This window comes from Frankia sp. CeD, from assembly GCF_000732115.1.
In the GTDB taxonomy this organism is placed as follows: domain Bacteria; phylum Actinomycetota; class Actinomycetes; order Frankiales; family Frankiaceae; genus Frankia; species Frankia casuarinae.
In genome coordinates, this window is the sequence record NZ_JPGU01000017.1 from 21,714 (window position 1) to 44,588 (window position 22,875).

The following is a 22,875-nucleotide window of genomic DNA, read 5'->3' on the forward strand; positions in this document are numbered from 1 at the left end:
CCTCCCGGTCAGTTGAACGGGTCGGAGAAGATCCCCGTCTGTCGAGCCGGCCGGCCCGCCTGGCCGGCACCCTGCTGCTGACCACCGCCGTTGCCGTTGCCACTGGGGTTCAGGAGATCGCCCAGGTTGACGCCGGTATCGCCGGGCTGGCTCGATGAGGCGCTCGGCGCCGGGGTGGGTGTGGGAGTCGGCTCGGGCTCGTTATCCTGCACGAGGCCACCGAAGGCCGGCGGATCGAACTTCGACGGCGGCACCCCCGTCAGCGCGGCGTCCATGAACGCCTTCCACACCTTGGCCGGGTAGGTACCCCCGTAGACGCCCTTCTCGGCGCCGGGAATGCCCTTCAGCACATCCTGCTCGGTGCCCTTGCCCCGGAACATGTTCACGCAGGACGCGAGTTCCCTGGTGTACCCGCAGAACCAGGCCGACCGGAAGTTGGTCGACGTCCCGGTCTTGCCGGCGGCCTCCCGCCCGCCGTCCAGCCGGGCCCGCTTTCCGGTGCCACTCGAATCCGTCAACACGCTCTGCAGGGCGTACGTGGCGTCGCGGGCCACCGTGGCCGGGATGACCTGCTTCACATCCGGGGNACCCGAATAGATCACCTGCCCGTTGCCGTCGACCACCTTGTCCACGATGTGCGGTGTGGCCCGCACTCCGGCGCCGGCGAGGGTCGCGTAGACCGTGGTCATATCCACCGCGTGCACGTCGTCCTGGCCCAGCGTGATACCCGCTTCGTTGCGCAGCTGGGTACTGGCCGGGATGCCAAGGTCGCGCGCGGTCTTGATGATGTTCGAGACGCCGATGTTCTGCCCCAGCGGTACGTACACCGTGTTGATGGAGCCCGCCGTCGCCTCGATGAGGTTCTTGTATCCGAGATCGCCCGCCTCACCCTCGTCGTTGCTGACCACGTAATTCCCCGGCAGTGTGATCTTGGCGGGAGCGGCGAAGGTCGACTTGAGGTTGATGTTCTGACGCAACGCGGCGACCAGAGTGATCGTCTTGAAGGTGGAGGCGGACTGCACCTGCGCCCCTGACACGTTGTCGACGTACTGCTCGTGGCCCTGTGCGTCCTTGCCGTAGAGCGACCCGCCGTACCAGGCGAGGATCCTGCCGGTCCCGGGTTCTATCGCGGTGAGCCCGGTACGCAGATCCGGCACGGCGGCGTACGCCGGGCCCAGCACGTCGCTCACCGCCTGGAAGGCCTTGAACTGCCGCCCCTTGTCGATCGTGGTCGTGATGCGCAGTCCACCGCGGTTGATCTGATCCTCGGTGATCTTCCCGACGGTCGTAAGCTCACGTTTGACCTGATCGCGGATGTACGCGATCTGGTCGGACGAGGCGGCGGCGTCCTGCGCCTTCGCGGCCACGGGTGGGGGGCTCTGCTGGGCGAGCCCCGGCGGAGCCCAGCCCTCGNCGACCATCGTCGCGACCACGTCGTGCCAGCGGTTCGCCGCCGGACCCGGGTTCTTGGCCGGGTCGAGGTAGTTGGGTGATCGGATCAGGCCCGCGATGACCGCCCCCTGGGCGGGGGTGAGTTTGGCGGCCGAGGTGTTGAAGTAGGCTTTCGCCGCCGCTTCGATACCGTAGGCGCCCCGGCCGAAGTAGATCGTATTCAGGTAGAACTCCAGGATCTGTCCCTTGGAGTACTTCTGGCCCAGCTTCACCGCGAGCACGATCTCGCGCATCTTGCGGGTGAAGGTCCGCTCCTGCGACAGGTACGCGTTCTTGGCGTACTGCTGGGTGATGGTCGAACCNCCCTGCAGCTCCCCGCCGGTGACGTTCACGTAGAGCGCCCGGGCAATGCCCTTGGGAGAGATACCGGGTTCGTGATAGAAGTTCTTGTCCTCGGCCGCGAGCACCGCGTGCTGCATGTCCACGGACACTTCGGCGAGCGGCACGTCGGTGCGGTTCACGGTGCCGATCCGGGCAAGCTCCTCACCGTTGTCCTGGTGCGAGCCGGCCGGCGGTCCGTAGAAGATGATCGACGTCTGGTCCGTCTTCACCTCGGCAGGCAGCGGGACCCGGGTCGCCGCGTAGATGACGCCGATGCCGGCGGCGAACAGGAGAAGACCGGAGAAGAAGCTGGCGAAGACCAGACGGCGCAGCCAGCGCGGGCGCCGTCGCCACCACATCGGGCCGTGTCGCCCCTGGCCCGGCCGGGGGGCCTTCCCGTTGCGGCGCCCGGGTCCTCCCGCCCCGCCCGGGACACCCATCTCCGCCCGGGAGGATCGGCCCGGGCCGGCCCGGCCTGGACCGGGCCGGCCTGGACCGGTCCGGCGGGGCTCGATCCNATCCGCGCCCGGTCGCCCACCCGCCATCCGGCGGGTAGCGGCCGATCCGTCTCCCTCCCGTGCCCGGCTCCGGACGGCCATCAGTTCGGTGGCGCGGGTGAGGTCGCGCCGACCGGCCACCCGCTGAGCGGGCGTCACCTCGGTCATGCGGTCGCGGTCCGACACACCGTTGCGGCGGCCATTCCGGGAGTCCCGCTCCGGCATCACCTTGTGGTAAACGGTGGCGTCCACGGTGCGTTCCCGGACATCGACCCGTCGTAGGGCTTCCTGGTCGACGGTGTCGTACAGGGTGTTGACCTCGCCGGCTGTCCGGTCTGCCGGTTGGTCCGGCCCACGATCGGGGACGCCGCGGTCAGAGGCGGTCCGATCGGAGAACCCACGGCCGGGAACCCGCCGGGTGGGGGTCGCCCGACCGGAGGGCGCGCCGCCGCCTCGGCGACGACCGGTCGCCTCGCCGACGGGCATGCCGGGACGAGCGCTGGACGGTTCACGGCCGGGCGCGTCGGACTTCCCGATGCCACGGTCCGGCACCCACCCCCCGACGGTGGCACCGGCACCCCGACCGGTCCCACCGTCCGGCGGCGTGTTCGTCCTCGCCGCGGCGGAGGGAGCCGCGGGTGGCACGAGAGCGGTGCGTTCCCCTCTCCCGCCGGTGGGCCGGCCCGTCGGCGGCACCAGCCGGCGTCCCTGGGCCTGGCCTGCCCGGGCCTGGCCTGCCCGGGCCTGGCCTGCCCGGGCCTGGCCTGGCTGGGCCTGGCCGGGCTGGGCCTGGCCGGGCCTGGCCTGCTCCGGCCGCCGGGCGCGGTCCGGGGGTACCCGGTCCGGGGGTACCCGGGACTGGCCGTCCGGGTTAGGCCATGCTCGGTCAGGTGCAGGACCACCCCGACTAGAGCCCTGATCGTAGGGAGAGCTCACCAACCGCTCCATCCGTCGCCGCGGGACTCCCCGGTATCCGGACCGCCNCAGGAGACGGGCCGGCGCCCCCAACCATCACCGAAGGTCCGATTTCCACAGGATCTACAGAACCGGCCCGTCTCGGCCCGGACCGTGCACGATCCCGGCGACCACCGGTCCACCATCGGACCGGGGCCGACTACGTGATGTTCGCTCACTCGCCGCATTCACCCGGCGAGGCTGTGACGAGGTCAGCCCATGGCGGATGCGACGCCAGGACCTGCCATGAGACCCACATGGCAGACCAGGGTCTCACGCCGAATTCCGCCCCCTCGCGCAGGGCGTCCTTTGCGCCTCTCGGGGACGACCAGCCGTCAGCGGTCCGCGGTCCGCCGCCGGATCTGCTTCTTCGCCCTCGGCTCCCCCGTCCCGATCACATAAGAAGTGACCAGGTGGTTCCAGCCACAGGGCGGACACACCTCCACCACATAGATCCGCAGCTCGCTGTACCTCGACGCGAGCGCGGAGAGCTCCCTGGTGGTGCGAACCCGCCCGGAGCTCTCCCCGAGCTCGTCGCCGTAGGCGTAGGTGACATGGATGAGCGGATCGCCGCCTCGGCAGACCGGGCATCGCTTCGTGGTCCGCTCACCGTGGTACCTGGCCGCCCGCAGCAGATAAGGATGCGCGTCGCAGACATCCAACGACGAGATCCTGCCCGCGAAGAGATCCGCCAGCGTCGCCCGGCGGGCGAGCGCGTAGTCGATGACCGACCGCGGACGCATGCCAGCAACGGTACGCCGGAGCCGGCTTCCAGACAGACGGTCCGCACAGACGGTCCGCACAGCCGCCAAACCGGTCTCCCAGCTCCACATCCCGACTGTGATCCGGATGACAGTGTGAGCCCGCCCGCACCGGGATCTGGCCGCGCGGGACCGATGGTCCGGCAGGGGTCGGGATGCACCGGCAGGGCGCCTATCTGTCATCTCCCGGTCGCCGACTGGTCATTCCTGGTTGCGGTGCTCGTCCCGCGACGTCTATCCTCGATGTATCGCTCCGATATGTCGAGCTGACCGTTCCGCGGGCCGTGGTCCACCACGGCCCGCGGAACGGTCGGCAGGGCATCACGGGGCATCACGGGGCATCACGGTCGAGAAGGGGTGGATCATGCTGGAGCTGGCGGTCCTCGCCCTGCTCTCCGAGAGCCCTATGCACGGCTATGAACTGCGCAAACGGCTCGCGGCGCTCCTCGGCGCGTTCCACCGGTTCAGCTACGGCTCGCTCTATCCCTGTCTGCGTCGTCTCGCGTCCGCCGGCTACGTCACCGCGGACGACGTCGGCGCCGCGAGCCGTCTCGGCGGGCGCAGTCGGGNCGNCTACACCTTGACGGGCGAGGGCAAGGAGAAGCTCGCGGACCTGCTGGGCGAGGGCGGACCGTCGTCCTGGGAAGACGAGATGTTCGGCGTGCGCTTCGCCTTCTTCTCGAAGACGGACGCCGCTGTCCGCCTCCGCATCCTCGAAGGTCGCCGCGGGCGGCTCGAGGAGCGCCGGGAGAAGGTTCGATCGGCCCTGACCCGGACCGTCGAGCGTTTCGACTCCTACACACTCGAGTTGCAGCGCCACGGCCTGGAATCGGTCGAACGTGAGGTCCGCTGGCTGAACGAGCTGATCGAGACCGAACGCGCCGGCACCCCCGTCGGCACCCAGGGACCACAGTTGTCCACAGGATCCACAGGTTTGCCCACAACCCCGTCCACAGGATCCGTGCAGCCGGGGGTACCCGTCGTCGAACCAGCCCGCCCAAGCGGGCCGGGAAGCCCTCCGGCGCAGGCGGACCGCCAGGACGACCCGCGCGCACGGGATGGCGGCACGCCTGCCGACGGCGACGCGCACCTGAACGTGAACGTGAACAGGCGTGGCCGGAGCAGGCGGGCCCCGCGGACAGCCGGCCAGGACCCCGACGGCGAGGTCCCGACCACCCGATGAACGTCATCCCGTAGCGGGTCCCTGTTCCCNACCAGCATGATCGGGAATGCCGCGGCGGAGCTGCGTGCCCCATATGACCCACTTCCACGAAGATCTCAGCTAAGGAGCAGACCATCATGGGCTCGGTACGTGTCGCCATTGTCGGCGTAGGCAACTGCGCTGTCTCGCTGGTCCAGGGGATCGAGTACTACCGCGATGCCGACCCGTCAGCCCGGGTCCCCGGGCTGATGCACGTGCGGCTGGGCGAGTACCACGTCTCGGACCTGACATTCGTCGCCGCGTTCGACGTGGACGCGAAGAAAGTCGGCCGCGACCTCTCCGAGGCCATCGCCGCCAGCGAGAACAACACCATCAAGATCGCGGACGTCCCCCCACTCGGGGTCACCGTCGGCCGCGGCCACACCCTCGACGGCCTCGGCCGCTACTACCGGGAGACCATCGAGGAGTCGGACGAACCGCCGGTTGACGTCGTCGCAACCCTGCGGGAGACCCGTGCCGACGTACTCGTCTGCTACCTGCCGGTCGGCTCCGAGGACGCCGCGAAGTTCTACGCCCAGTGCGCCATCGACGCCGGCGTCGCCTTCATCAACTGCCTGCCGGTGTTCATTGCCGGGGTGCCCGAGTGGGCGGAGAAGTTCCGCGCGGCAGGCGTGCCGATCGTCGGCGACGACATCAAGTCACAGGTCGGCGCGACCATCACCCACCGGGTTCTGGCGAAGCTCTTCGAGGACCGCGGCGTGATCCTGGATCGGACCATGCAGCTCAACGTCGGCGGCAACATGGACTTCAAGAACATGTTGGAACGCGAGCGGCNGGAGTCCAAGAAGATCTCCAAGACGCAGGCCGTGACCTCCCAAGTCTCCCACGACCTCGGCAAGGACAACGTGCACATCGGGCCGTCGGACTACGTCGCCTGGCTGGACGACCGCAAGTGGGCCTATGTCCGCCTCGAGGGACGTGCCTTCGGCGACGTGCCGCTGAACCTCGAGTACAAGCTTGAGGTATGGGACTCCCCCAACAGCGCCGGGGTGGTCATCGACGCGGTGCGCTGCGCCAAGATCGCACTCGACCGGGGCATCGGCGGCCCGGTCCTCTCCGCCTCCTCCTACTTCATGAAGTCCCCGCCGGAGCAGTACCGCGACAACGAGGCCCGGGACCGGGTGGAGGCGTTCATCCGCGACGAGGGCTGATCGAGGGCTGATTCCTCGTCGTCCTCATCTTTCTCGTCGGGTCCTCCTCGTCGGATCGGCCGGCCAGCGGACCCGGTCGGAAACACAAGGTCCGGCCGCCCGGAGGGGGGCGGCCGGACCTTGTGCCCCGAGCCGACCAGTCTGGTCCTAGGCTGACGACGTGGCCCGGGCGGAGAACCTTCGTGAGCTGCTGCACGATCGTGGGTTCCGGATGCTCTACGCGTCCAGGCTCACCTCCCAGGCCGCCGACGGCGTCTTCCAGGCGAGCCTCGTCAGCTATGTGCTGTTCTCTCCCGAACGGGCGACCTCAGCGGCGGCCCTGGCCGCGTCGCTCGCGATCGTTGTGCTGCCGTTCAGCGTCATCGGACCCTTCGCCGGCATCGTGCTCGATCGCGTGTCCCGCCAGCGGGTTCTGGTGGTCTGCTCACTCGTCCGGATGCTGTTGATGGGCATCCTGGTCGCTCTGATCGCCACCGGCCAGACGGGCCTCGACTTCTACGCGGTGGCACTGGCTTCGGTGAGCATGAACCGCTTCGTGCTGGCGGCGCTGTCCGCCGGGCTCCCGGTCGTGGTCGGCCTCGACCGGCTTGTCACGGCGAACGCCTTGTCCGTCACCTCCGGCACCGTCGCGACGCTCGCCGGAGCCGGTGTCGGCAGCGGACTGCGCGGGCTGATCGGCGGCGAGGACGGGGCGGTGGCGTTCGTCGCCGCTCTGGCGGCTCTCACCTACCTTGTAGCCGCCGCCACCGCGGCGCGGGCGGGGCGGAGCGACTTCGGTCCGCTGGAGACGATGGCCTGGCAGGGCGCCTGGGCGCAGACCACCCAGGTCGTCGCCGACATGCTCGACGGCGCCCGCTATCTGGTGAACCACGGGCCGGCCCGGCGGGCGCTCGCCGCCCTCACCACCTCGCGGGCCGCCTACGGCCTGATCCTCGTGATGACGGTGTTGCTGTATCGCAACTACTTCACCGGCTCGGAAGGCGGGCTCGCGGGACTCGCCGCCGTCGTCGCCGCCAGTGGAGCCGGCACGATCAGCGCCGCGCTCGCGACTCCCCGCGTCACGCGGCGCATGCCGAAGTCGAGCTGGATCGCCCTCGTCCTGGTACTCGGCGGGGTCGTCGAGGTCGCGCTCGGGCTACCCTTCTCCTCGACGCTGTTCATCGTCGCGGGAGCGTTGCTCGGGTTTTCCGCACAGGCCAGCAAGATCTGCGTGGACACCATCGTGCAGGAGGAGACCGACGACGCCTACCGCGGTCGCGCCTTCTCGCTCTACGACCTGCTGTTCAATGTCGCCTTCGTGGNGGCCGCGGCGGTGGCCGCCGTGGTCCTGCCGGACGAGGGCCGGTCCGTTCCGGTGGTCCTGGTAGCCGGGGCCGGCTACGCGCTCGCCGGGATCCTGTACTACCGGGCCGCCCACCGCCATCCGGAAGACCGGATCATCCGTCACATCGGCGAGCCCGGATCGGCACGACCGGCTGACCGCCCTGGCCCGGACGGTCAGCCCAGGCCCGTCACCCCCGCCGAGGCGTGAGCTCACCGGGGACGGGCGCATCACCGGGGACGGGCACCTCGTGCTCCCGGGCCCACCGGAACAGTTCGGCCTCGGCGGCCTCCCGGCCGACGATCCCGTGCTCGAAGCGGAACTCCAGCATGTGCGACCGGGCCTGGCCCACCAACCGGGACGGTGGCAGCCCCAGCAGCACCATGATGTCGTCCCCGGAAAGCTCCGGCCGGATCGCGGCGATCTCCTCGCGCGCGGCGAGCTCGGCGATCCGCTCCTCGAGCGAGTCGTACGTCCGGGACAACGCCGCGGCCTTGCGCCGGTTGCGGGTCGTACAGTCCGAGCGGACCAGCTTGTGCAGCCGGGAGAGCTGAGGACCCGCGTCGTGCACGTAGCGGCGTACGGCGGCGTCGGTCCACTCGCCCGCCCCGTATCCGTGGAAGCGCAGGTGCAGGTAGACAAGCCGGCAGACCGCGTCAGTCACGTCCTTGGGGAAGTGCAGCGCCGCGAGCCGGCGGCGGGCCATGTCCCGGCCGACGACCTCATGGTGGTGGAAGGACACCCGCCCACCCGTCATGTGCCGGCGGGTCCGCGGCTTGCCGATGTCATGCAGCAGCGCGGCCCNGCGCAGCACCNCGTCCNGCTCCCCCNGCTCCTCCAGGGTCATCGCCTGACGCAGCACCGTCATGGTGTGGGCGTAGACGTCCTTGTGCTGGTGGTGCTCGTCGATCTCCATCCGCATGGCGGACACCTCGGGCAGCACGATGTCGGCGATCCCGACCTCGACCAACCGCTCCAGACCGGCGACCGGGTCGGGAGCCGACATGAGCTTGCGCAGTTCGTCGCGGATCCGCTCGGGGGAGACGACCGCGAGCCGATCGGCCCGCGAGCGCATCGCCGCGACCAGCTCGGGTACCGGGGTGAGGCCCAGGGCCGCCTCGAACCTGGCGGCCCGCAGGATGCGCAGCGGGTCGTCGTCGAACGACGCCTCGGGGCTTGCGGGGGTACGCAGCACGCCGCGGGCGAGATCTGCCATCCCGCCGAACAGGTCGACGAAGTCATGGCCGGGCACGGACACCGCCATCGCATTCACGGTGAAGTCCCGCCGGGACAGGTCCGCCTCCAGGCTGTCGCCGTAGGTCACGGCCGGATTGCGGGACTTCCGGTCGTACGCCTCGCTACGGTAGGTAGTGATCTCGAACCGGACACCGTGCCGAGCGAGCCCGACCGTGCCGAAGGCGATTCCGGCCTCCCAGGTCGCCTCCGCCCATCCTCGGGTGATCTCCAGAACCCGCTCGGGGCGGGCGTCCGTGGCAAAGTCGAGATCGGCCGGTACGGCCCCGGACACAGCGGATGCCGGCCTGCCGAGCAGGGCGTCCCGTACCGAACCACCGACGAGGTGAAGGAGGTAGCCGTTCGCGGTGAAGACGCGGCCAAGCTCATCGGCGGCCGGCGGCACCCTCAACAGCTCACTCACCACCCGTTCGGCCGAGTCTCGCGGATTGTCCAGACTGATCACTGACACACCTTCAGGTTACGGCCTCACCGCCGGTGATCCGGCACGTGGACCCGAAACAATGATCATGATTTCTCGGCGTCCAACCGGGGAGGGCCTAGCGGAACCAAGCCGTAACCCCGGCGTTCCGGACAGGCGGGCCGGCTGGTCGCCGGGGGCTCGTACGATCAACCCATGCCGCCGCCGACCTCCACCACCGGTCGCGCGCCGTTGCGCCGGGCGGCGGAGTGGGTGCTGTTGACCCAGGTGACCGGCAGCCTCGCGTACGCCGATGAACGCCGCCTGATCCACGAGGTGCCCACCCTGCTGACTACGACCGCATGACCACACGACCGCATGACCACACGACCGCATCGACAGACTTCGGATGAGTGAGACAGGCTGTTCGGATGAGCGGGACAGGCTGTGACGATGCGTGAGAAGGGACCCGGGCGGCGCCGTCGTGGACCTCGTTGGGCGGCGATGCTCGCGGCGCTGGCCCTGTTCGCCGTGGCCGTGCCCGGGGTCTGCGCGGCCTCGGCTTCGGCTTCGGCCCCCGCGTCGGCCGGGGGAGTCCTCGTCGAACCGGTTACCCACCACGGTTCATCTACAAGAACACCACGATCTTCCGCATCTTCATCCACCGATAAATCGAATAATTTGCCATCTATCACTCCGGATAACACGGCAGCCAGGCCCGGTGGTTCGCCGAACCCGGTGACGATCGATCTGGATGAGGTAAGTCCCCCCACCCCGGGGGGCTCGACCATGCTCTCCGTCAGCGGCCAGCTCATCACCACGGTCGGGGAGCCGCTGGCCCACCTCTCCATGAGCCTGTGGATAGGCGCCAGGGTGACCTCACGCGGGCAGCTGGCCACCCTGACCGATGACCCGGCCACGGCGAGAACACGCAGCTACCGCCAGGTGGTCCTCGCGAACGGCGACGGCACCCAGCCGCTGGCCGCCCCGCCCACCCAGGGTGCCGCGCCCGTGCCCTTCCGGATCGCCACCGATCGCGCCGCGCTGGACCTGCCGCCGAGCCTGGGGGTGTACCCGATCCAGCTACGGATTACCGGCTCCGTCGGGGGCCGCGCCGTGGCACCGATCGGCGCGGCCTACACCTTCCTGGTCTGGGCGCCGAATCCGCAGCAGCCGAGGACGCCGATCGCAGCGGTCCTGCCGATCGCAGATCAGCCGCGCCTGCGCTCGGACGGCAGGCTGACCGACAACGCGCTCGCGGACGAGGTGAAGCCGGGCGGCCGGCTGTCCCGGCTGCTGACCGCCGCCGCGCCGCCGGTCACGCTCGCCGTCGATCCGACCCTGGTGCAGGCGCTGACCATCATGGCGCAGCCGGGCGGCTACGACTACGCCACCCCGGGCGGGCCCGTTCATGCGCAGGCGAACGCCGATGCGGCCCTTTTTCTCTCCGACATCGTGCGCTTCGCCGAGCACGGAGGCATGGTGTTCGCGCTGCCCTACGGGGATGCCGATCTGACCGCGCTCGTCCACGCCCGGAAGCTGGACACGATGAAGTACGCCGTCAAGACTGGCGAAGTTGTGCTGGCCCAACTGTTGGGGCGTGCCCCTCTACAGAAGGGCACCATCGCATACCCTGCCGACGGGTCGGCGGACGCCACCACCGTGGACGTACTGCGCCAGCTGGAGGTCGGGACCGTGATCCTCGATGACCAGCTGCTACCCCCCGCGACGAAGATCACCTATACTCCGTCAGCGACCGTCAGCCTCGCCACCTCGGCCGGACCGATCCAGGCGCTCGCGGCCGACCGCCGGCTCACCAGGATCGCAACCGCCTACACCGGGCTGCCCGACGGTCCCGACTTCGGGACGGCCCTGGCACGCCTGCGGGCCGAGCTCGGCATGATCACCGCCGAACGACCCGAGCAACGGTTCCAGGTCCTGGCGCTGCCCCGGGACTGGGATCCGCCGAGCGACTGGGCACGGTCGGTACTCGACACCCTCACCAGCGGCTACTCCACCTCGGTGGGACTCGACGCAGGTGCCGGGGGCCAGGGCCGGCCGGCCGACCGGCCGGGCCGGCTCGTCTACCCGGCCGAGGCACAGGCCCGCGAACTGCCGGCCAACTACCTCACCGCCGTCGAGGACGTCCTCGACGAGGTGCAGGCCCTGAGCCCCGTGCTGTGCCCACCCAGGCGCGGTCCCAGGTGCCAGCTGCAGCTCATCAACCCGATGAAGAACGCGCTTGTCACGGCGGCCTCCGCCGCGTGGCGGGGAGACCGCAGGGNTGACGGNGTGTCGTTGAGCCAGCAGGTGGACGGGGAGGCGTCCGCGATCCGCAACGGAATCCAGGTGGTGGCCTCCNGCAGCGTCAACCTGACGAGCAAACGTGGGCTGGTCCCGATCACCTTGGAGAACAACACCCAATACGAGGTCACTGTGGTGCTCGCCTTCTCTTCGACCAACCGGTCCCGGCTGCGCTCGCCAGCCCGGCAGACACTCCGCCTTCCCCCAGGGCAGAAGGCTCAGGTCGAGATCGGGATGGAGGCCGAAGGCGCGGGAACGTTTCCCCTCGAGATCCGCAAACTCAACCTCGACGGGCAGGCGCTGTCCAAGGAACCACCGAACCGGGTTCTCGTCCGATCCACCGTCTACGGCGCCATCGCGACCGCGATCACCATCGGTGCCATCGGCGTGCTGCTCCTGGCGGTCATCATCCGCCTGGCGCGACGGCTACGGGCCCGCCTGCGTGGGGCCGAGGACGACCTGGGTAGACCGGCGGGTCCGCACGAGGCTATGACCGGGCCGACTGCCCCGCTCTACCCGGTGAACCAGGTGAACCAGGTGAACCAGGTCGATCCGGTCGCCCCCGCCGGTCCGCTCACCCCCGCCGGTCCGCTCACCCCCGCCGGTCCGCTCACCCCCGCCGCCTCGGTCTCGACCCGGCATAGTGGCGACGACGAGCGCGAAGCCGCCACCTCGACTACGACGACGCCGGTGGTACGGACGGCCGTCCGGCGCTATGACGACCAGGACCGAGACACCCTTCGCCACGGCCTCGACAGCCAGGAGGACACCGGCGACTCGGCGGCCACAGCTCCCTTCCGACGGCGACGGAGCGGCCCATGACGCCGGTCGAGGAGGAGGGCCGGCCTGGGGCCCGGCATCGCAGGGGTGCTACCGACCCCCGGCGTGATCGCGGTACCGGCGGTGGACCGTCGGACCGGGACCCACCCGATGTCGGGTACTGCGACGAGGACGGCTACCCGGCGGCCGAACGCCCGGCCCGGTTCCCCCCGGACCAGTCGTATCCCGGTTATCCCTGGCAGACCCGTCCGGAGCAGCCAGATCCGGACCGGGGACTCGCGCGCCGGCCCCGGCACTCCGAACGGGACCATCCGGAACGGGACCATCCTGTCGACCCGGACGGACGCCGTGGCGCGCCACGGTTCGACGCGCCACGGTTCGACGCGCCACGGTTCGACGCGCCACGCCATGAAGACCGGCGGCAGGGCGACCCACGGTACGACGGCGCGCGCTATGACGGCCCGCGCCACCCGGACCCGCGCCATGACGATCCCGCGAGCTCCCGCGACGAGCGGTATCCGCGATCCGCAGACCGCCTCCCCGCTCCCGGCGCTCCGCGCATGACCGCCGGCGAGCAGACCCGGAAGCTTCCCGCCACGTCGGGCCCACCACCGCCGCCTCCCCATGTGCCGCCTCCGTCGGAAGGAGGNCCCCCGCCGGGGCCACGCATACCGGAACGATCGCAACGCGGCNCCCCGCCGCTGGACGACGGGCGGACGAGCCGGCTGCCGACCCCGCCCGGGGTCGGCCCTGTCATCCCCATCGGACGATCCTCATGGCGGGACACCCCAGACCGCCCAGAGCCTGCGGCGCGTCNGGAGCGACGCACCCGAGCCGACCGTTCCCGTCGGGACGGCGACGAGCGCCGTCGGCCGTCCTTGAGCGAGTCCAGGCCGACGGTGGCACTTCCTCGCAGCAACGTCCGCCGCATCCCCCCCGAACCGGCCCGACGAGACACCGGCACGGCGCCGCACGGCAGCACAACGGCGCGGCGCGACAGCACAACGGCGCGGCGCGACAGCACAACGGCGCGGCGCGGCAGCGCAACCATGCAGGCCGGCAGCCCGGCCGAGGCCGGGCCCGGCCTCGGCCTCGGCCGGGCCAGTGGAACCATGGCGATCGGCACGATCGTCTCCCGGGCATCCGGGTTCCTGCGGACCGTCGCGATCGCCGCGGCGATCGGGACCGGTGCGGTGAGCCAGGCCTACAACGTCGCCAACACCACGCCGAACATCCTCTACGACCTGCTCCTCGGCGGCGTCCTCACGAGCGTCGTGGTGNCGGTCATGGTCCGCACCGCGAAGGAGGATCCCGACGGGGGGGACGCGTTCGCGTCGTCGCTGCTCACACTCATGATCCTCGGCCTCGGGGCCGTCGTGGCAGTGGGCATGCTGATCGCCCCGTGGATCATCAGTCTCTACCTGCACGCCGGCTCCGACGAGCGGGCGCTCGCCGCCACGATGCTGCGGTGGTTCCTGCCGCAGATCGTCTTCTACGGGGTAGGCGCGACGATCGGGGCGATCCTCAACGTCAGACAGTCGTTCACCGCGCCCATGTTCGCCCCGATCCTGAACAACCTGCTGGTCATCGTCACCTGTCTGGGCTTCACCTATTTCATCGCGGGGCCGCGCCCGCCGGGTGTGGACGGGCCGAAGGCCATCACCGACACTCAGGTGACGGTGCTCTGCGCCGGGACGACGCTGGGCGTCGTCGTCATGACCCTCGCACTGCTCCCCTCGCTGCGCAAGGTCGGTTTCCACTACCGGCCGCGGTTGGACATGCGGCATCCCGAACTGCGCTCGACGGCCCGGCTGGCGGGGTGGACGCTGCTGTTCGTCGTGATCAGCCAGGCCGGCTATCTGGTGATCGTCAACCTGTCGACGGCGACGACCGCCTACACGATCTACACGTACGGATACCAGATCTTCCAGCTCCCGTACGCCATCATCGGCGTCTCGGTCATCACCGCGCTGTTGCCGAGGATGAGCGGGCACGCCGCCCAGGGGCGCAGCGACCTGGTGCGGGCCGACATCTCGATGGCAACCCGGATCACGATCACCGCGATCGTGCCCGCCGCCCTGTTCATCCTCGCCCTGGGCCGGCCGATCGCCGTCGCCGTGTTCCATCACGGCGCGACCGGCTACGGCGACGCTGTGGACATCGGCGACACCCTCAGCGCCTTCGCCCTGGCCCTCGTGCCGTTCTCTCTGTTCCAGGTGCAGCTACGGGTGTTCTACGCCTACCAGGACAGTCGCACCCCGGCCCTGGTCAACATCGGGGTCGTGGCGGTGAACGTCATCGGTGCCCTGGTCCTCACCGTGGTCGTGCCCGAGGAGCACCGGGCCGTCGCGCTGGCGCTCTCCTTCGCCACCGCCTACCTGATGGGCCTCGCTGCGACGAGCGCCCTGTTGCACCGGCGGCTCGGGGGAATCGATGGCAATCGCACCGTGCGGGTCATCACCCGGGTTGCGATCTCGGCCGGGATCGGCGCCGTCCTCGCGTCGCTTCTCGCCCGAGGTGTCCGCGCGGTCGTGGGTGAGGGGTGGCTTGGTTCCGGGATCGCGGTGGTGCTCGCCGCGGCCGTGGGAGGCGGGCTCTTCCTCGCGGTCGGCACCCGGACGGGGATACACGAGATCAACGCCCTGCTGGCGGAGGTGAACGGACGACTCGGCGGCCGGCTGCCCCGACCGCCGGGACGGTCATCGCAACGCGACTGACCGGCGGTGATGGCACCTACGGGCCAGCCGAGACGATCCCGCCGGCACCAGGAAGATCCTCGTCGTCGTTGCTCTCGGGGCATCCTCGCACGTCACCGGAAGAATCGGCTCGCCGATCGTCACAGTCGGTACACATGGGCGGGTTGTCCCAAGACATTCGCGAGATCCTCCTGACCTCCTCGTACACTGGACACGCTGTGCGCGGGCCCCACCCAACGTCGCCGGTGAACCAGGCGCAGCCTCCCGCTCGTCGCTTCGTTCATCGAGGCGGCTGGTCAGAGCGACGGAGGGTACCCGGGTGTCCGCCTACGGTGGCGGCACGCTGGGCGGAACCCCTGCCCGGGTGAGGTAGGGAAGCCGACGGCGGATTATGGACGCCGGGCCCGTGGACGACGGAGGCGCTGTGGTCGACGGAAGCAACCGACCGCAGGCCGGGGACGTCGATAACGACGTGAACCCGAACGCNCCCGGAGTCNGGGGTGCGNCNCCNCCCNCCGGCNCCGCCATCCTCGCCGAGTCCGTGCTCGACCGCCGCTACCGTCTACTCTCCGCATTGACGACCCGTGGGCCCGTCACCCTCTGGCGAGGCGACGACAAGGTGCTCGCCCGACCGGTGGCGGTGCGCATCGTCGAGCACGGCCCCGCGTCCGCGGGCGGCGGCGGGCCGGTCACGGATCCGGCGCAGGAGCAGGCGGCCCGTCGGCTTCTCACCGCGGCGATCAACTCCGGTCGGCTGGTGCATCCCGGGGCCGCCTCGACCTACGACGCCACCACTACCACGGCCGAGTCCCGACGCATCTCCTACGTCGTCTCGGAATGGGTGGACGGCAAAACGCTGCGTCAGCTTTCCACCGACGGGCCGCTACGCCCGGAGCAGGCCGGCGCCGTGGTGCTCGCAGCGGCCCGAGTCATCGCCGCGGCACACGAGCGCGGCATCCATCACGGTGACCTGAACCCCGGTGACGTCATCGTCTCCAGCCACGGCACCGTCAAGGTCATCGACCTGGAGATCGGCGGGGNGCTCGCGGAACTCGACGGTTCCCTCCCCGCGACGGAGCTCGACGGGCACGGCAGGCAGCCCGACCAGAGTGGGATCGGCGGGGACGACGGTTCCGGCCCAGGCACGGCCGACCGCGCGGGCGGCGGCTCCGACGCCACGGCGGTGAATCCCGACCTGATCGCCGCGGCCGACGTCCGGGCGCTCGGTGGCCTGCTGTATGCCGGGCTCACCGGTTACTGGCCCCTTGGCGGGGACCACGGTCTGCCCACCGCACCCACCTCGGGCGGCCGGCTGCGGACTCCCCGACAGATCGCCTCGTCAGTTCCGCGTGATCTCGACGCCATCACCATGGCCACCCTCGGCGACGACCGGGTCGGAGCGCCCATCACCACGGCGGCCGACCTGGTCGAGGAGCTGGAGTCGATCAACCCGGTGGACGCCGTGCTCGACACCGGGTTGATGAGCCTAAGCGACGCCCCGCCCAGCACCGAGGCGATGGATGTGGACGCCTTCGCCTCCTCGGACTACCTCGCGCCGGGGAATTACCCGGCGCAGGGCCGCTATGCCGACACGGCCGGCTACCCCGGCCCCGCCCAGGCCCGGGACGCCCGGTACGCCCGGTACGACACCCGGGTGGAAGGCCCCCGCGGGTCGCGCGCTGGCGGGACCGGCTACGGCCGCGGCGGATACGACGACCGCGGCGGATACGACGACCGCGGCGGATACGACGACCGCGGCTATCCCGCCGGGGGTGGCGGTTACCCGGCGGGATCCGACCGCTACCCGCCTGGTTCCGGCCCGAAGCGCCGCGGCGGGCCGTCGCTGGGACGGGCCGTGCCGTGGATCGCTCTGGTGGTGGTCGTCGCGATCGCGGTGGTCGCCGTGATCGCCCTGCGTGACGACGGCGGAAAGAACAACACCCCCAAACCCGGCACCTCGACCACGGTGCCGGCAACCCCCACCGGAACCATCCTCAAGCCGAGCAGCACGGACTCCTTCGACCCGCTCGCACCTGCGGGTGAACCCAAAACCGAGAAACCGGCGGATGTCGGCAAGGCATTCGACGGGAACACGTCGACGGAGTGGACGACGAGCAACTACACCAGCGCGACGTTCGGCAACCTCAAGTCGGGTGTCGGGCTGCGCATGGCGTTTCCGCAGAAGATCCTGCCCACCTCGGTCACCGTGACGGTCGGCAGCCTGGGTCCGGTGTCGTTCGAGCTGCGCAGCGGCGACAGGCTGTCNGATTCGCTCGACGGCTTCGACCGCGTGGTCGCCCAGAAGTCAGGCGCCAGCGGCACGGTGGTCCTGCCGATGTCGTCGGACGTGAACCCCTCGCAGTACTGGGTGCTGTGGCTGACCTCGCTGCCGTCGAACGCCGGGCAGTACCGCGGGTCGATCGCGGAGATCACGTTCCGGTCCTGACGGGAGGACAGTTAGGAGTCGCGGTCCNCCCGCCGAGGTCCTGGTGACCGCCCCCGACGCCGAGCTGGACCGCGCCGCCGTACCGCCCGCCCGACGCTGCCCATGACGACTACCCCGAAAGGCCATATTCGTGATCCGGCCGATCCCGGCGAGTGCGTCGCCGAGCATGACCCGCCCCTGGGCGTCGAGGAGGCGCTTGACTGGCTGACGCCCGGGTTGCGGACCGCCGTGGCGCTGGTGGACGTGGCAGGGGACCCGTCGCCGAGGCGGCGGGGCTGCCGGGAGTTCCGGTCGGGACGGTGAAAAGCCGGCGCTCGCGCGGCCGCGCGCAGCTCGCCGTCCTGCTGGATCCCCCCCAGCCAGGGAACCCGGCGGCTTCGCCCACCGTCTCAGAAGGAAGACACCAGGATGCGGCGGGCTCACCGGGGCGGCAGCCCGTTACCCGAGGTCGGCCCGTCGGCCGCGGCCCCGCGGGCGCGGCCGACGCCATCCGGATCTGCCGAAGGAGGNGATCAGCAATGGCGACTGAGCCTGCGGGGGACCGACGTCAACCGGCGGCTCCCTCCGGTCCCTTCCCGGCGGGTCGCCGCTTGCGCACGCACGGGCATCACCCGGACGCCGAGCTGCTGGACGCCTTCACGGACGGAGAGCCGCTCCCCCGCTCCGTCCGCGAGCATATCGAGGGCTGCGTCTCATGCCAGGAGTCGATGGTCGCCCTGCGCAGGGTCCGTACGGACCTCTCCCGCCTGGCGACCCTGACGATGCCCGGCGAGGTGGCCGAACGCCTCCAGGCTGCGCTGGCGGCCCACGCACCTGCTCCCTCTCGGCCGGGACCGGGCCGGAACCCGGCCGCGCCGACCGGTCCGGGGCCCGCGAGCTCCGGCTTCGTCGGCACCGCGGGAGCCGCCGGGGTCACCGGCACGGAACCCCTCATGGGGGATACCGAGGCCGTCCACACCGATACGGGGGATGACACGGGGCGTGCCGGTGCCGTAGGCGCTGGCACCGGTGGGCGGGCGGCGAGTGGCAACGGGCCAAGGCGACCCGGCCGAGGTCAGGCGGGGGCTGGGCTCACAGACCGCCAGCCGGCCTGGCACCGGGATCCGCGGAGCCGTCCGGGTACTCCAGGTACGCCGGGTACTCCAGGTACGCCGGGTGCGCGCCCCCGACGGGACTGGGTGTCCATCGTGGCGGTCTGCATCGCCTTCATCACCNTCGGAGCGGCGATCTTCGTGTACCACGGTCTGCGGAGCGCCAACGTCGATCACAGGGTGGCGGCGTCCAACCCCGTAGACAGCTCCGGCCCGGCCGGCGGCTCGGTGGTGGCCGAATACGGCTCCGCCAGCTCCGTTCCCCTTACCGTGATGGCGCTCTCGCAGACGAGCGTCGCTCCCTCGGACGTCGTGCGGCACGGCCGGGAACTGCTGGCCGGCCGGATCCCAGGGTCCGCGGCGCTGCCGCTCGTGCCGTCCGCGCCCGCGGCGGCCGGCCGCACGACGACCCCTGCGACGGTGGACGTCGACCGGTTGCGCTCGGTGCTGGACACCCCTGACCTGCGTCCGTGCTACCAGAGCCTGACGGCGCAGACGGGTGGCACAATCCTCGCTGTCGACCGCGTCGTCTACAACGACCAGCCGGCGCTGTTGATCGTGCTCTCCGTGCCCATGCAACCGGCGGTGGCCAGGGTGCTGGTCGTCGACGCCCACTGCGGCGTCACCACCGTCTCCACCGCGCCGTGGTACAGCGTGTCCACGCTGCGGCATTGAGGTGGTGGTTGACGCATCGCGGGGCCGGGAGCCCAGCCGTGGCGCGCACCGGTGGCGGGCGCGGATGGAATCAGATGCCCGCGGAGACGGTTGTCGCTGTCGGACACCGTCTCCATGGACGGACCGATGAACGAGGAACTCGGATGAAGCCGGGGCGACAGGTACCGGCGAGGGCCCACCCGGCTCACAGGGATCCCGTAGCGTGAAAGGAGCGGGTGTGACAGCCCAGGAGGACGGCCAGGATGTCACCGGCCGCAGCAGCCAGCTCGACGGCGATGACGACATACGCGATGTCGTCATCGTCGGTTCGGGCCCGGCAGGGTACACGGCCGCTGTCTACACCGCCCGGGCCAACCTACGGCCACTCGTGTTCGAGGGCGCGGTATCGGCCGGCGGAGCGCTCATGAACACCACCGAGGTGGAGAACTTTCCTGGGTTTCCGGACGGCATCCAGGGTCCGGAGCTGATGGAGAACCTGCGACGGCAGGCGGAGCGGTTCGGAGCCGAGCTGGTGGCCGACGACGTGACCGAGCTCGACCTCGCGGCGAACCCAAAGGTCGTCAAGATCGAGGACAGGACCTACCTCGCCCGCACGGTCATCGTCGCCACNGGTTCGGCCTACCGCATGCTCGGCGTCGAGCACGAGGAGCGGTTGCTCGGCCGCGGGGTCTCCGCCTGTGCGACCTGCGACGGCTTCTTCTTCCGGGATCAGGACATCGCGGTGGTTGGCGGGGGCGACTCGGCGATGGAGGAGGCGACCTTCCTGACCCGCTTCGCCCGCTCGGTGACGGTGATCCACCGGCGGGACAAACTCCGGGCCAGCGCGATCATGCAGGAGCGGGCCTTCGCCAACGAGAAGATCCGGTTCCGGTGGAACGCCGAGGTCACCGAGCTCCTGGGCGCGGACAAGCTCACCGGCGTCCGGCTGCGCGACACCGTCACCGGTGAAGCGAAGGATCTTCCGGTCACCGGACTGTTCGTCGCTATCGGTCACCTTCCGCGTACCGAACTCGTCCGTGGTCAGCTCGACCTCGACGACGCCGGCTACATCTCGGTCGCGCACCCGACCACGAAGACGAACCTGGACGGGGTCTTCGCCTGTGGCGACGTGGTCGACCACACCTACCGCCAGGCCATCACCGCAGCCGGCACNGGCTGCGCCGCCGCGCTCGACGCGGAGCGCTTCATCGCCGCCGGGGAGGGTCCGGGCGAGGTGACCACCGTGGCTCCCCGGGTCGTGACCCCGACGCCGCAACCCGCCTGATCCGGGCATCTGTCCGGGCGGCCGATCAGGCGGCGCCGGAGCAGGCCTGCCCGACCCGGCTGTCCGAAGGCCGTTCGGGCGCCGTCCGCGGGCCACCACCGGCCTGTTGATCGCCTACCCGTCCACCAAAAGATCATCCATCAGGGAGAACAACATGGCAGGTTCCACCACCCCCGTGACCGACAGCACCTTCGTGACCGAGGTGCTGGAGAGCGACAAGCCGGTCCTGGTGGACTTCTGGGCCGAGTGGTGCGGCCCTTGCAAGATGGTCGCACCCGTCTTGGAGGAGATCGCCAAGGAGCATGGCGAGAAGCTCCGGGTCGTCAAGCTGAACATCGACGAGAACCCGGAGACCGCCCGGAACTACCAGATCATGTCGATCCCGACCATGGCTGTGTTCGTCAAGGGCGTGATCGACAAGAGCATCGTCGGCGCGAAGCCGAAGGCCGCCCTGCTGCGTGACCTCTCGGCCTACATCTGATCTCGTCNCGCGGTCGTTCCACCGTCGGCCCGCCGGGTGTGATCCCGGCGGGCCGACGTCGTTCCCGGACCGGTCCGCGCCGGTTCGCCCACGACAACCGGATACCACGTGCGGACCGGGAACTTTCTCCCGCCGTCACGAGCATCGGGGGAGTATCACGGCGGCCCGGTCACGCACGGTCAATACTGGAGGATTCGGTTCGCGGCCGGTCGAGACCGCACGGGCATGCCCTAGGCTTGAGATTCAGCAATCGGCCGTCGGCGCNTCATTCGTCGACGCGGTGGCCCCGACCATCGGGTTTCGCCAGGGGCACCGGGTTTCGCCAGGGGCACGTTGGGCAGGCGAGCTGAAAGGTATGCATCGGTGAAGCTGCTGCGTCTGGGAGACCAAGGTTCCGCCGTTGCCGAGGTTCGGGCGGCCCTGACCTATCTTGGTTTTCTTCCCGTGACGCCCCGGCAGAGCCGGGATCCGGCCGGCCCAGGTAAGGGTGACCCAGGTAAGAGCGCTCCGGATAAGAGCGCCCCGGATAGAGGTGTTACCTCCGCCGCGGAACCGTCCCAGGGCACGCGGGTCCCGGCTGTCGACGGTACTCTCGGCGGTGTTCCGGCCGAGCCGGCCGAGCCGGCCGATCGGTTCGACCGAGATCTCGACAACGCGCTGCGCGCCTTTCAGCAGAGCCGGGGGCTGTCCGCCGACGGGATACTCGGTCCGGACACGGCGCGTGCCTTGGAGGAGGCACGCCACAAGCTCGGCGACCGTCTGCTCTACCACAGCCCCGCGTACCCTTTTGTCGGCGATGACGTGGCGGCGCTCCAGGAACGCCTGTTCAACATGGGTTTCGACGTCGGCCGCACGGATGGGATCTTCGGGCCACGCACCGAGTCCGCGGTCCGCGACTTCCAGCGCAACCGGGGTCTCGATCCGGACGGCCAATGCGGGCCACACACCCTGCGCGAGCTCAAACGCCTGCAGCGCACGGTCACTGGTGGCCGGCCCGACATGCTGCGGGAGTCCGTCCGGCTGTTGGCCCACGGCTCCTCGCTGCTCGGAGTCGTCGTCGCCATCGATCCCGGCCACGGTGGCGACGATCCGGGCATCGTCCGCGGCAACCTGTGCGAACGGGATCTCATGGCCGACCTCGCCGCTCGGATGTCCACGCGGCTACTCGACTCGGGCCTGCGGGCGCACCTCATCCACGGCCTGGACGAGTCCCCCAGCGAGGAGGAGCGGGCCGCGCGGGCGAACGAACTCGAAGCGGATCTCCTGATCTCGCTGCACGCCGACAGCAGTCCATCCCCGCGCGCCCAGGGGGTGTCGGCCTACTACTACGGCAACGCGCGCGGGTCGTCCGCCGTGGGTGAGCGCTTCGCCCAGCTCGTCCACCGTGAGATCGTCTCCCGGACCGACATGCTGGACTGCCGCACCCATCCGAAGGTCTGGAGCCTGCTTCGGCGGACCCGGATGCCGGCCGTACGGCTCGACCTCGGATATCTGACAAACGAACATGACGCCAAGGCCCTTGGCTCCACCGCATTCCGGGCAACCGTCGCCGAGGCGGTGCTCGCCGCAGCCCAACGACTCTTTCNCCCNCCCGAGCAGGACGCGCCGACGGGCCAGCTTCACGNCCCCCGCCTCGCCAGCCGCACCTGACCGGCCACCAAGGCGTTCCATCGACAAGGCTGACGTTTCACGTGAAACGAGGCCGGTGCGTCGATGGGGAAGATTCATGCTCGGCAGCCTAGGCTGATTCCGTGACAGCCTCCGCATCCGTCGACGTTGACCTCGGCGGCCGGAGGCCCGGTAGC

The 22,875-nt window shown here is 70.3% G+C and carries 14 protein-coding genes; 11 read left to right on the top strand and 3 right to left on the bottom strand.

What is annotated here, in order from left to right; all coding sequences use genetic code 11:
• Nucleotides 1-8 precede the first annotated feature (8 nt).
• Together CED_RS11540 and CED_RS11545 are read right to left on the bottom strand one after the other, a co-directional pair.
• Nucleotides 9-3,206 carry a transglycosylase domain-containing protein gene (locus CED_RS11540; protein WP_035910489.1) on the bottom strand — a complete coding sequence of 1,066 codons (3,198 nt, stop codon included), beginning with the start codon at nt 3,204-3,206 and terminating at the stop codon, nt 9-11.
• 353 nt (nt 3,207-3,559) lie between these two features.
• Entirely contained in the window at nt 3,560-3,967 is a 408-nt protein-coding gene (locus tag CED_RS11545; RefSeq protein ID WP_035910491.1) for a DUF5318 family protein, read from the bottom strand.
• Nucleotides 3,968-4,349: 382 nt separating this feature from the next.
• On the opposite strand from CED_RS11545, the gene CED_RS11550 reads away from it, so the two are divergent.
• The 3 genes from CED_RS11550 (at nt 4,350) to CED_RS11560 (ending at nt 7,889) form a co-directional block, all read left to right on the top strand.
• Complete coding sequence (locus CED_RS11550; protein ID WP_035910428.1) at nt 4,350-5,168, top strand: PadR family transcriptional regulator; 819 nt, start codon at nt 4,350-4,352, stop codon at nt 5,166-5,168.
• A 116-nt stretch (nt 5,169-5,284) separates the two neighbouring features.
• Nucleotides 5,285-6,358: an inositol-3-phosphate synthase gene (locus CED_RS11555; protein WP_035910429.1), complete on the top strand. Its 1,074-nt coding sequence runs from the start codon at nt 5,285-5,287 to the stop codon at nt 6,356-6,358.
• 160 nt (nt 6,359-6,518) lie between these two features.
• Nucleotides 6,519-7,889, top strand: coding sequence for an MFS transporter (locus tag CED_RS11560; RefSeq protein ID WP_035910430.1), 1,371 nt, complete (start codon nt 6,519-6,521; stop codon nt 7,887-7,889).
• Here the strand turns inward: CED_RS11560 and CED_RS11565 are convergent.
• The gene (locus CED_RS11565) at nt 7,870-9,378 is read right to left on the bottom strand and encodes a CCA tRNA nucleotidyltransferase (RefSeq protein ID WP_035910431.1); all 1,509 of its coding nucleotides are present in this window, start codon (nt 9,376-9,378) and stop codon (nt 7,870-7,872) included. The genes CED_RS11560 and CED_RS11565 overlap by 20 nt on opposite strands.
• 171 nt (nt 9,379-9,549) lie before the next feature.
• Between CED_RS11565 and CED_RS24285 the strand changes: the two genes are divergently transcribed.
• The 8 genes from CED_RS24285 to CED_RS11600 all read left to right on the top strand — a co-directional run bounded on the left by CED_RS24285 (nt 9,550) and on the right by CED_RS11600 (nt 22,720).
• Nucleotides 9,550-9,699, top strand: a complete 150-nt coding sequence (locus tag CED_RS24285; protein ID WP_023839965.1) for a hypothetical protein — start codon at nt 9,550-9,552, stop codon at nt 9,697-9,699.
• A 138-nt stretch (nt 9,700-9,837) separates the two neighbouring features.
• The gene (locus CED_RS11570) at nt 9,838-12,459 is read left to right on the top strand and encodes a DUF6049 family protein (RefSeq protein WP_235187035.1); all 2,622 of its coding nucleotides are present in this window, start codon (nt 9,838-9,840) and stop codon (nt 12,457-12,459) included.
• An 857-nt stretch (nt 12,460-13,316) separates the two neighbouring features.
• Nucleotides 13,317-15,134, top strand: a complete 1,818-nt coding sequence (murJ, locus tag CED_RS11575; RefSeq protein ID WP_369807824.1) for a murein biosynthesis integral membrane protein MurJ — start codon at nt 13,317-13,319, stop codon at nt 15,132-15,134.
• Nucleotides 15,135-15,537: 403 nt separating this feature from the next.
• Nucleotides 15,538-17,559: a protein kinase family protein gene (locus CED_RS11580; protein WP_035910495.1), complete on the top strand. Its 2,022-nt coding sequence runs from the start codon at nt 15,538-15,540 to the stop codon at nt 17,557-17,559.
• A gap of 102 nt (nt 17,560-17,661) precedes the next feature.
• Nucleotides 17,662-17,862 carry a hypothetical protein gene (locus CED_RS23655; RefSeq protein ID WP_023839961.1) on the top strand — a complete coding sequence of 67 codons (201 nt, stop codon included), beginning with the start codon at nt 17,662-17,664 and terminating at the stop codon, nt 17,860-17,862.
• Between the two features lie 1,680 nt (nt 17,863-19,542).
• The gene (gene trxB / locus CED_RS11590; protein ID WP_035910434.1) at nt 19,543-20,589 is read left to right on the top strand and encodes a thioredoxin-disulfide reductase; all 1,047 of its coding nucleotides are present in this window, start codon (nt 19,543-19,545) and stop codon (nt 20,587-20,589) included.
• A gap of 154 nt (nt 20,590-20,743) precedes the next feature.
• Nucleotides 20,744-21,070: a thioredoxin gene (gene trxA, locus CED_RS11595; RefSeq protein WP_035910435.1), complete on the top strand. Its 327-nt coding sequence runs from the start codon at nt 20,744-20,746 to the stop codon at nt 21,068-21,070.
• Between the two features lie 363 nt (nt 21,071-21,433).
• On the top strand, nt 21,434-22,720 hold the full coding sequence (locus tag CED_RS11600) for an N-acetylmuramoyl-L-alanine amidase (protein WP_035910436.1): 1,287 nt from the start codon (nt 21,434-21,436) through the stop codon (nt 22,718-22,720).
• Nucleotides 22,721-22,875: the final 155 nt, after the last annotated feature.

What these genes read in the sequence shown, in the direction of transcription:
- CED_RS11545 (WP_035910491.1), bottom strand. Translation starts at nt 3,967, where the DNA reads ATGCGTCCGCGGTCGGTCATCGACTACGCGCTCGCCCGCCGGGCGACG.
- CED_RS24285 (WP_023839965.1), top strand. Translation starts at nt 9,550, where the DNA reads ATGCCGCCGCCGACCTCCACCACCGGTCGCGCGCCGTTGCGCCGGGCG.
- CED_RS23655 (WP_023839961.1), top strand. Translation starts at nt 17,662, where the DNA reads ATGACGACTACCCCGAAAGGCCATATTCGTGATCCGGCCGATCCCGGC.
- trxA (WP_035910435.1), top strand. Translation starts at nt 20,744, where the DNA reads ATGGCAGGTTCCACCACCCCCGTGACCGACAGCACCTTCGTGACCGAG.